The sequence below is a fragment of the Pseudoalteromonas shioyasakiensis genome (genome assembly GCF_022398475.1).
GTDB lineage: Bacteria > Pseudomonadota > Gammaproteobacteria > Enterobacterales > Alteromonadaceae > Pseudoalteromonas.
On the sequence record NZ_JAKEVM010000160.1, the window covers coordinates 1 to 9,569 of the forward strand.

At 40.6% G+C, this 9,569-nt stretch carries 11 protein-coding genes; 9 read left to right on the top strand and 2 right to left on the bottom strand.

Going from position 1 to position 9,569, the window contains the following annotated elements; genetic code table 11:
• Positions 1-92: 92 nt before the first annotated feature.
• The 9 genes from L1D51_RS18935 (at position 93) to L1D51_RS18975 (ending at position 9,032) form a co-directional block, all read left to right on the top strand.
• Complete coding sequence (locus tag L1D51_RS18935; protein WP_054563334.1) at positions 93-1,172, top strand: pilus assembly protein PilM; 1,080 nt, start codon at positions 93-95, stop codon at positions 1,170-1,172.
• Entirely contained in the window at positions 1,160-1,732 is a 573-nt protein-coding gene (locus tag L1D51_RS18940; RefSeq protein ID WP_055197505.1) for a PilN domain-containing protein, read from the top strand. The genes L1D51_RS18935 and L1D51_RS18940 overlap by 13 nt, the downstream gene beginning before the upstream one ends.
• On the top strand, positions 1,722-2,327 hold the full coding sequence (locus tag L1D51_RS18945) for a type IV pilus inner membrane component PilO (protein WP_054563336.1): 606 nt from the start codon (positions 1,722-1,724) through the stop codon (positions 2,325-2,327). The genes L1D51_RS18940 and L1D51_RS18945 overlap by 11 nt, the downstream gene beginning before the upstream one ends.
• The gene (locus L1D51_RS18950) at positions 2,324-2,860 is read left to right on the top strand and encodes a pilus assembly protein PilP (protein WP_054563337.1); all 537 of its coding nucleotides are present in this window, start codon (positions 2,324-2,326) and stop codon (positions 2,858-2,860) included. Before L1D51_RS18945 ends, L1D51_RS18950 begins: the two co-directional genes overlap by 4 nt.
• On the top strand, positions 2,847-4,940 hold the full coding sequence (locus tag L1D51_RS18955) for a type IV pilus secretin PilQ (protein ID WP_082401713.1): 2,094 nt from the start codon (positions 2,847-2,849) through the stop codon (positions 4,938-4,940). Before L1D51_RS18950 ends, L1D51_RS18955 begins: the two co-directional genes overlap by 14 nt.
• Positions 4,941-5,119: 179 nt before the next feature.
• Positions 5,120-5,638, top strand: a complete 519-nt coding sequence (gene aroK, locus L1D51_RS18960; RefSeq protein WP_036973192.1) for a shikimate kinase AroK — start codon at positions 5,120-5,122, stop codon at positions 5,636-5,638.
• 27 nt (positions 5,639-5,665) lie between these two features.
• Complete coding sequence (gene aroB / locus L1D51_RS18965; RefSeq protein WP_055197507.1) at positions 5,666-6,736, top strand: 3-dehydroquinate synthase; 1,071 nt, start codon at positions 5,666-5,668, stop codon at positions 6,734-6,736.
• Positions 6,736-8,136, top strand: a complete 1,401-nt coding sequence (locus L1D51_RS18970) for an AAA family ATPase (protein ID WP_239964513.1) — start codon at positions 6,736-6,738, stop codon at positions 8,134-8,136. Before aroB ends, L1D51_RS18970 begins: the two co-directional genes overlap by 1 nt.
• A gap of 53 nt (positions 8,137-8,189) precedes the next feature.
• Positions 8,190-9,032: a Dam family site-specific DNA-(adenine-N6)-methyltransferase gene (locus tag L1D51_RS18975; RefSeq protein WP_054563340.1), complete on the top strand. Its 843-nt coding sequence runs from the start codon at positions 8,190-8,192 to the stop codon at positions 9,030-9,032.
• On the opposite strand, the gene L1D51_RS18980 is transcribed toward L1D51_RS18975, so the two are convergent.
• A complete protein-coding gene (locus L1D51_RS18980; RefSeq protein ID WP_054563341.1) occupies positions 9,004-9,189 on the bottom strand; it encodes a DUF2970 domain-containing protein in 186 nt (61 codons plus the stop codon). The two genes, L1D51_RS18975 and L1D51_RS18980, sit on opposite strands and share 29 nt — an antisense overlap.
• 5 nt (positions 9,190-9,194) lie before the next feature.
• Positions 9,195-9,491: a hypothetical protein gene (locus tag L1D51_RS18985; RefSeq protein ID WP_054552801.1), complete on the bottom strand. Its 297-nt coding sequence runs from the start codon at positions 9,489-9,491 to the stop codon at positions 9,195-9,197.
• Between the last annotated feature and the right edge of the window lie 78 nt (positions 9,492-9,569).

Below are 9,569 nucleotides of genomic sequence, written 5' to 3' on the forward strand. Positions count from 1 at the left end.
CTGCTAGTATATATTGATTAAAAAATGAATAATATTTTTTCAGATAAAAATTATAACTTGTTTATTATTAAAACAAAGGCCAAGTTGCAAACATGCTAAGTCAGCTATTTAAAAAGCCTTCATCTATGATGGTAGGAATCGACATCGGATCGCACTGTATAAAAGCAGTGTTGTTGCAAGAGACAGACGCAGGTTTGCGGCTTGAAGCTTTAGCTATTGAACCTATGCCTAAAGGCGCTATGTCTGAGCGTTCTATTCAAGACATAGAAGCGATAGGTAATGTTATCGCTAAACTAAAAAGAAAAATTCCTAAATCAGTGCAAACCGCAGCAGTAGCTGTTTCAGGTCAAACTGTAATTACGAAAGTGATTTTTATGGATGTATCATTAACAGATGCTGAATTAGAGTCACAAATTGCCATCGAAGCTGATAGTTTAATCCCATATCCACTTGATGAAGTAAATATCGATTTTGAAAAACTTGCCATCAATGAAGCTGATCCAAGTAAAGTGAATGTTCTTCTCTCTGCTGCGCGAACTGAAAGTGTGCAAGCGCGAGTTGGTGCTCTTGAAACAGCCAACTTAAAAGCTGCGGTTGTCGATGTAGAAACTTATGCGCTAAGTCGAGCAATGGATGTGTATTATCAACAATTACCTAGTGATGCATACAATAAATGTGTCGCTGTGGTTGATATTGGTGCTGTGCTGATGCTTGTTAGCGTTGTACAAGAAGGTGAAACAATTTACACCCGTGACCAAGTATTTGGTGGCGACCAGTATACCAATAGCATTGTTGCGTATTACAACAAAAGCTTTGATGAAGCTGAAATTGGTAAAACAACGGGTGACTTACCACCAAATTATACCTTCGAAGTTTTAGCCCCATTCCAAACTTCATTATTGCAACAAGTTCGTCGTGCAGTGCAGATGTTCTTAACAACCAGTGGTAAAGATCAAGTTGATTACATTGTCCTGACTGGCGGCACTGCTATGATCGAAGGCTTAGATAGGCTCCTAATTGAAGAGCTAGGCATTCACACTGTTGTTGCAGAGCCATTTGCTAACATTGAAATTTCGCCAAAGATTGATCGCAATATGTTGCAGCGTCACCGCACTCAATTTGCGATAGCCACAGGATTGGCATTAAGGAGCTTTTCATCATGCCACATATAAATCTGCTGCCTTGGCGCGAACAACAAAGAAAAGACTCACAAAATAAGTTCGTTACTGTGTTATTCGGCGTTGTTGTCGTTAGCTTCTTAAGTATGTATTTACTAAGTTCTTTTTATGGCGGATTACGCGATGGGCAAAATGTAAAAAATAACTTTTTGAATACAGAAATAGCTTTATTGAACCAACGTATCCGTGAAATTAACGAACTTGATAAGAAAAAAGAAAACTTACAACAGCGTATGCGTCTAATCGAAGAGCTACAAAGTAACCGTAACCTAGGTACACAAATCATGGATGAAGTCGCCAAGATTGTTCCTGCTGGGGTTTATTTAACGAAACTTGAACGTCGTGATGACCGCATTCATGTAATTGGTCGCAGTGAATCAAATAACCGTTTATCTACCATGCTGCGTCAAGTTCAGAGCTCATATTTATTAGAACGACCTATTATGCAAGGTATTGTCGCAGGTGAACAAACCTCAAGATTATTGAGTGACTTTAATATGGATTTTTACGTTAAACCATTTGATCAGATAGGTGAGGCACGCAATGAACCTTGATATCAAAGCGTTAACAGACATAGATTGGAATGAAATTGAGCTTGAAAACATGGGCGATTGGCCTATTGCTGTTAAAGCTCTGTGCTGTGCGTTTGTGGCTGCGCTGGTTTTATACTTTAGTTACAGCTTATTAGTTTCTGACGAAATCGCCAGTTATCACAGTGCCGTAGCCAAAGAAACCGAGCTACGCCAAACATACAAAGCAAAATATGCTATTGCGAGTAATTTAGAGATTTATCGCCAGCAAATGGTTGAGATGGAAGATAAGTTCTCGCAGCTTTTAAAACGCTTACCAACCTCGAACGAGACACCTGGTTTGTTAGATGACTTATCTTACGTTGGTACTACTAGTGGTTTGACGTTTTTGAAAATTGGCTGGTTACCTGAAGTTGAAAAAGAGTTTTATACAGAGCTGCCAATTAAAATAGAAGTCGTCGGGACGTACCATGAATTTGGTGAATTTGTTGGTAAAGTTGCTCAGTTACCGCGAATTGTAAGTTTGCATGACTTTACTATTCAAACTCTCGGCAATAATGAACTCACTTTTAGTGTTGTTGCTAAGACTTATCGTTATGAAGGGGGCACTAAAAAATGAAAAAGCTTCCCTTAATTATTGCCATGACACTTGTACTTAGCGCGTGTAATGATGATACTTCAGAACAAAAAGAGTTTATTGATCAGGTTAAAGCAAGTACAACACCTAAAGTTGAGCCGATTCCTGAGATCACTAAGTTCGAGCACTTTGCTTATAATGCCGGAAAATTACGTAGTCCATTTGTGGCGCCTAAACCGGAAATTATTCAGAGCAATTTAGTGCAAGTTAAAAACTGCTTACACCCAGACCCTGATCGTGTTCGTCAACCACTTGAAAAGTACCCGCTAGATAACCTTGTTATGCAAGGAACTATTGGCCGTGTTGGTAATACGTGGGCGCTGATAAAAGCTGCAGACGATACGCTTTATCGAGTTACTGTAGGTAATTATATTGGTTTGTATCATGGTGAAATTAAACAAGTGCACGACAATTATATAGAATTATTAGAATTAATCCCGGATGGGGCTGGTTGTTGGAAAGAGCGCCTGACTAAGCTAGAAATGTTAGAGGCGGAAACAAATGGTGCAAGTTAATCTTATGAAAGGTAAAAAGAAGATGCATAAAGGAATGGCTTGGTTAAAACACATGCATAAATTCATGTTAGCTGCATTAGCCTTAATTTTGACGCAGACAGCAATCGCTGCCCCTTTACTGTATGACGTACGTTATAACCCGCTAATGAAAGGTGAAACACAATTACAGCTAGTATTTGATGAAGCGCTAACATTTGAACCAAAAGTTCAGGTATATAACGCCCCTGCTCGTATTGAAATGCTTTTCAGTAATGTAGGTGTTGATAATGAAGTGCGTGATGTGCCAGTTAACCAAGCAGGTATCCAGCATGTAACCAGCACCTTGACCGCAGACGGTTTAAAAGTTGTTGTAACGTTAGATAAGCTAAAAATTTATAAAACAATGGCGAAAGACAATATCGTTACTTTGCATGTTTCAGATAACCCAATCGCAACGGATGATTCAGCGGATGGACTGACAGCGTCTAGCAACTTTATTAATACAGTACAGTCGATTGATTTTCGCCGTGGTGAGAAAGGCGAAGCACGTCTTTTAGTTTTTTTACAAGATACGCAAGCAGCAATTGATGTTCATGAGAGTGGCGGCAAAATTATTGCTGAGTTCCACCACACTGATATTTTAGACGACTTATTGTATCAATTAGATGTGATGGATTTTGGTACGGTTGTAAGTAACATCGAAACCTTCAAAGAAGGTAATATGACGCGCATTGTGGTTGAGCCAAATGCAGCGTTTAAGTTTACTCACCAACAAATTGAAAATATCTTTACGCTAACTGTTGAAAAAGATGATACACAGCGTGCCTACCTCGAAGGCGGTATTGAATATCAAGGTCGCCCAATGAGCCTTAATTTCCAAGATATTCCAATTCGCTCTGTGTTACAGATTATTGCAGGCTATAACGAGTTTAACTTAGTAACCAGTGACTCAGTTACAGGTAATATCACATTGCGTTTAGATGGAGTTCCTTGGGATCAGGCACTTGATGTTGTGCTTAAAATTAAAGGTCTTGATAAGCGCATGGACGGTACTATTTTGATGGTTGCACCATCAGAAGAACTTGCCGCACGTGAAGCAAAAGAGCTTAAGGCAAAACAGCAAGTTGAGGATTTAGAGCCACTTTACAGTGAATATATCCGCCTTAACTATGCTAAAGCAGAAGAGTTTGCTGACTTATTGAAAACAGACACCAACAGCATTATTTCTGCGCGAGGCAGTGTGTCTGTTGATAAACGTACTAATACCTTACTTATCAAAGATACAGCGAAAAGCATCGAAAGCGTGCGCCGTATGGTGGAAACTTTAGATATTCCTGTTAAGCAAGTGGTGATTGAATCACGTATGGTAACAGTGAATGATAATGTGCAAGAAGACTTAGGTGTGCGCTGGGGTATCAGCGATGTAGGTAGCGACGGTGCTATCTCTGGCACATTAGAGGGCGCTGGTGGCATGTTTGGTGCTGGCTCTTACGATAATATCCCAAGTATTTCTGACCGCTTGAATGTTAACTTACCGGTTTCTAGCCCTGCGGGTAGTATTGGTGTTCAAGTAGCTAAATTAGCTAACGGCACTATATTAGATTTAGAGTTAAGTGCCCTTGAAGAAGAAAACCGTGGTGAGATTATCGCAAGTCCTCGTATTACGACGGCTAACCAACAAAAAGCCCGTATTGAGCAAGGTACTGAGATCCCTTACGTTGAAGCAGCATCAAGTGGTGCAACGACAGTAACCTTCAAAAAAGCAGTATTGAGCTTAGAAGTAACGCCACATATCACCCCTGATAACAAAGTGATTTTAGATCTCGTTATCACGCAAGACACGCGTGGTGATACAGTACAAACACCAACAGGTTCTGCTGTAGCAATTAATACCCAAGAAATTCAAACTCAGGTATTAGTAGAAAACGGCCAAACTGTGGTGCTTGGTGGTATCTTCCAACAGCAAATCGTTAACTCAACTAAGAAAGTACCTCTGTTAGGCGATATTCCTTACTTAGGCGTATTGTTCAAAAGTACGAGTGAATTTAACGAGAAGAAAGAGCTGTTAATCTTTGTAACACCAAAAATTCAAATCGATTAAGTGATTTTTTCTTAAGCAACGAGCAATTAGCATGTTTAATTGCTCGTTATCTAGCTTTTTATGCTAATTGACTTGAAATACCCAAGCAATTACTGAGATAATCCCCTCCTTAATTTTGGGGCCAGGTCGTTAGGCGGGGTTTTATTTCAAATTTTAGAGTTCGTTTGTACTAAAAAGATATGGCTGAGAAACGTAATATATTTCTAGTGGGCCCTATGGGGGCTGGCAAAAGCACAATTGGTCGTCACATTGCTGACCAATTACACCTTGAATTTTTCGATTCAGATCAAGAGATCGAGCGTCGTACTGGAGCAGACATTGCTTGGGTATTCGATCTTGAGGGTGAAGAGGGCTTTCGACTTCGTGAAGAAACTGTAATTTCAGACCTAACTGAGATGCAAGGTATTGTTCTTGCAACTGGTGGTGGTTCTGTGATCAGTAAAGAAGTGCGTAACAAGCTATCTGCTCGCGGTATCGTTGTATACCTAGAGACACCAATCGAAAAGCAAGTTGCACGCACGCAGCGCGACAAGCGTCGCCCATTATTGCAAACAGAAGAAGCACCGCGTGATGTATTAGAACGCTTAGCTGAAGAACGCGAACCGTTATACAAAGAAGTTGCTGATTTTGTTGTCCGCACTGATGAGCAAAGCGCGAAAGTTGTTGCTAATCAAATCATCGAGAAATTAGATTTTTAAAAACCAATAATAAAAAGGAAACTAGCTATGCTTGAATTAACAGTTAATTTGGACGAGCGAAGTTATCCTATTTATATTGGTCAATCTGCTCTTAAAGAGACTGGTCGACTACGCGAGCACATCGGCGATTGTCGACCTATCATTATCACCAACGACACCATTGCACCTTTATATCTTGATGATGTAATGACGTCGTTGGTTGATCTTAACCCGTTATCTTTTACCATCCCTGATGGCGAACAATATAAATCACTTGAGTGGTTTGAAAAGATATCGGCGTTCTTACTTGAACATAACTGTGGTCGAGATACATGCCTTATTGCCTTAGGTGGCGGTGTTGTAGGTGATCTAACGGGTTTTGTTGCTGCATGTTATCAACGTGGCGTGCCTTTTATTCAAGTACCAACTACCTTGCTTTCGCAAGTGGATTCATCGGTTGGAGGCAAAACGGCAGTAAACCATCCACTTGGTAAAAACATGATTGGTGCGTTTTACCAACCACAAGCCGTGTTTATCGATACGCAATCACTTCATACTTTACCTGAGCGTGAATTCGCAGCCGGTATGGCAGAAGTCATTAAATACGGCCTTATTTACGACACTGAATTATTTGCTTACCTAGAGCAAAATATCGCTAACCTTAAATCACTTGATGAGCAAACATTGCAGCATGTGATTTACCGTTGTTGTGAAATCAAAGCCTTGATTGTTGCACAAGATGAAAAAGAAGCAGGGTTACGCGCCTTACTTAACCTAGGGCACACCTTTGGACATGCTATCGAAGCACAAATGGGTTACGGTAATTGGCTACACGGCGAAGCCGTTGCCGCAGGTATGGTGCTGGCAGCACGCCTTGCACATACCCGTGATGACTTAACTGCTACAGAAGTTGAACGCATTGTTAAATTGATTGCTGAGTATGATTTACCAGTCGATATTCCTGCAGAAATGACAAGCGAGCAGTTTTTAACGCATATGCGTAAAGATAAGAAAAACAAAAAAGGCACTATTCGCTTTATTCTTCCTACCCAATTTGGTCAATGTGCGCTGGTAAGTGATGTTACTGATCAGCAGGTTTGTGATTTAATAGCGCGCTAATGCAATCGCAAATATTGCCTAGCCGTGCTGCGCTAGTTGATCGAATCGCTCTGCAGTTTGAATATGGGCAAAATCTAATTTGCTTACTTGGCCCGTCAGGCCTTGGTAAAAGCTATTTATTAGAAACCTTCATTACTGATAAATACCTCGACTTTAATAAAGCGTTTGTTCAGTTGTCTGGAAAAATGACCGACCAACAGTTTATGACTGAACTGTTAGAACAAAGCTTTAGCAACCCACTAATTGATCACTCTTTGAGTTTGTCTGAAAACTTCTATCAACTCTATAAGCAACAGCCTTGTGGTGATTGTTTATGGGTGATTGATGGAGGGCGTCATTTATCTGAAGAGTTAATTCAGCAATTAGAAATTCTTGCCAAGCAAAGCCCGAGCACGTTATACATATTGATTGCATCACAATCGGTCGGCCAGTTTAGCCAAGCGGTCGAAATTCACCTTGAAGCGCTTAACTTGAGCGAAAGTAAGCAACTTATGCGTTGGTTTTTCGATAACCTCCCTGTTGAAGAAGACCCAGTTTTTCGCACATTTTTACAAGAAGCGCATGGTAACCCTGCCTTATTGCTAGCTTGGCAGCCTGAACAGCAAACTGCGGATATTCGCGCACCCGAGAAAAGCTATAAACTGCTTTATATAATTTTGCTCTTAATCACAACCATGCTGCTGATCATTGGCTTTTTATATAAAGCTGATATGACCGAGTGGTGGAAAGCACATTACCAACAAGATACAACAAGCTCTGTGGCAACTGCATTACCTGCAGAAGCAGTAGTTAATGGCCCTGTAGAGAGTAAAGAGCTCGTTACAGAACAAGCTCAAGATGAGCCTCCAGCACAGCAGCCAGTTGCTACTAATGATGATGACAACACGACTCAGGCTGCCGAGATGCCAGTTGATGGCTCTGACAGTAAAAACCATGACAATGAAAGTCACAACAATAACGTGGCTGCGATTGTTGATAGCCTTTTGCCAGTAGAGCCAGTTACACAAGAGACTGAGCAACCAACGACAGATGAAGTTGTAGCAGCTATTATCAGCGATGCTGAGCAAGCCGAGTCTGCAATTGAGCCAGAGCAGCCATTAGCAGGGAATGCGTGGTATTTGTCTCAGCCAGACGACAATTTTGTAATCCAATTACTAGCGGTCACTAAGCAAGAGATCAGTGATAAGTTTATTAATGAAAATGGCTTGCAAGGGCAGGTAAATACTTACCAAAGCTTACGGAGCGGTAAGCCGTGGTGGATTGTAACTTATGGCAGTTATGCCACACTGAATGATGCTAAGAAGGGCGTAACAACACTTTCTGATAATGTGCGTAAAAATCAGCCGTTTTATAAAAAAATAAGTAAAATTAAACAAGAAATCGCTTCACTAAATCAGTAAATTAAAACTGATTAGTGTAAAATCGCGCAACACCGAATTGAAGTTAAGAGCAGATGCAGCAAAAGACCAGAGCCTTCCTTAAATGGGCGGGTGGAAAATACAGCCTAGTTGAAGATATTCGTACCCGCTTGAAGCAAGCGAGTATGGATGCTGACACCTTAGTTGAACCTTTCGTTGGTGCTGGCTCTGTATTTCTCAATACTGATTTTAAGCATTATATTTTAAATGATATTAATGCGGATCTGATCAACCTGTACACTGAGCTAAAGCGCACGCCTGACGAGTTTATCAGCGATGCAAAAAAACTATTTGTAGAGCTCAATAACCATCCTGAAGCCTATTATGAGTACCGTGTTCAGTTTAATCAGAGCAGCGATGTGTATGAGCGCGCAATTTTATTCTTATACATGAATCGTCATGGTTATAACGGTCTGTGCCGCTACAATCTTAAAGGTATTTTTAACGTTCCTTTTGGTAAATATAAGCGCCCGTATTTTCCTGAAAAAGAAATGCACTTCTTTGCTGAAAAAGCTCAGCAAGCCACCTTTACGTGTTTAGGTTATGACGAGGTCTTTAAGCTCATTCCTAATAATGCGGTTGTGTATTGCGACCCACCTTATGTGCCTTTGAGTAAAACTGCATCATTTACTTCTTACGCTAAAGGCGGTTTCAATTTAGATGATCAAGCAAACTTGGCGAATTTAGCTGAGCAAGCAGCATTCGAAAATAACACGCCGGTACTTATTTCTAACCACGATACGGTGTGGACTCGTAAGATCTACAGCCAAGCATCACTGGATGAAATTCAGGTAAAACGCACGATTAGCCCGAAGGGCGGTTCACGTAATAAAGTGAATGAGCTAATGGCTATGTATTTAGCACCAAAGAAACGGTGAAATAAATCGCTGCTACAAACAGGCTGAATAAAACGAGCGCAATGACGATAATAGTACTGAGCGAGTGCTCTTTAAAGTCAGCTTGACGCTTATTTTCTGATTGCACACCAAAAAATGCCGCAAAGACACTTTGTAATGCACTAATGAATTTGTTCATGCGATTTAGAACTTAGAACCTAAACCGCTAACTTTCTTAGACTCTTCACTACTTGTTAATAACTCAAGTAAATCAAGATAATGGAACTGAGCGCTGCGGCTATCACCCGTTAACCAAGAAAACCATCCTGTTTCTTGTTCTGCTTTCATACATTGAGCAGAAGATGATGATGCGTTAAGCGTATTGCATGAGCAGCCAGACGCCGCTGCTAAAAAGTCGTCTTCATCAGCAGATGAGAAAGATACAAACGCAGCAACCGTAAGTGCGGACGCGATTAAGATCCCTATTTTAAAAGCACGCATGAGAATAACCCTTGTTTGTGTTATTTAGACAAGCATACATAACAATTGCTCAAATAACAAACTTAATTACGGCTGAAT

Excerpts from the sequence above, each read along its gene's own strand:
- L1D51_RS18940 (WP_055197505.1), top strand. The coding sequence starts at position 1,160 with ATGCCACATATAAATCTGCTGCCTTGGCGCGAACAACAAAGAAAAGAC.
- L1D51_RS18985 (WP_054552801.1), bottom strand. The coding sequence starts at position 9,491 with ATGCGTGCTTTTAAAATAGGGATCTTAATCGCGTCCGCACTTACGGTT.
- L1D51_RS18945 (WP_054563336.1), top strand. The coding sequence starts at position 1,722 with ATGAACCTTGATATCAAAGCGTTAACAGACATAGATTGGAATGAAATT.
- L1D51_RS18980 (WP_054563341.1), bottom strand. The coding sequence starts at position 9,189 with ATGAACAAATTCATTAGTGCATTACAAAGTGTCTTTGCGGCATTTTTT.
- aroK (WP_036973192.1), top strand. The coding sequence starts at position 5,120 with ATGGCTGAGAAACGTAATATATTTCTAGTGGGCCCTATGGGGGCTGGC.
- aroB (WP_055197507.1), top strand. The coding sequence starts at position 5,666 with ATGCTTGAATTAACAGTTAATTTGGACGAGCGAAGTTATCCTATTTAT.
- L1D51_RS18955 (WP_082401713.1), top strand. The coding sequence starts at position 2,847 with ATGGTGCAAGTTAATCTTATGAAAGGTAAAAAGAAGATGCATAAAGGA.
- L1D51_RS18975 (WP_054563340.1), top strand. The coding sequence starts at position 8,190 with ATGCAGCAAAAGACCAGAGCCTTCCTTAAATGGGCGGGTGGAAAATAC.
- L1D51_RS18935 (WP_054563334.1), top strand. The coding sequence starts at position 93 with ATGCTAAGTCAGCTATTTAAAAAGCCTTCATCTATGATGGTAGGAATC.
- L1D51_RS18970 (WP_239964513.1), top strand. The coding sequence starts at position 6,736 with ATGCAATCGCAAATATTGCCTAGCCGTGCTGCGCTAGTTGATCGAATC.
- L1D51_RS18950 (WP_054563337.1), top strand. The coding sequence starts at position 2,324 with ATGAAAAAGCTTCCCTTAATTATTGCCATGACACTTGTACTTAGCGCG.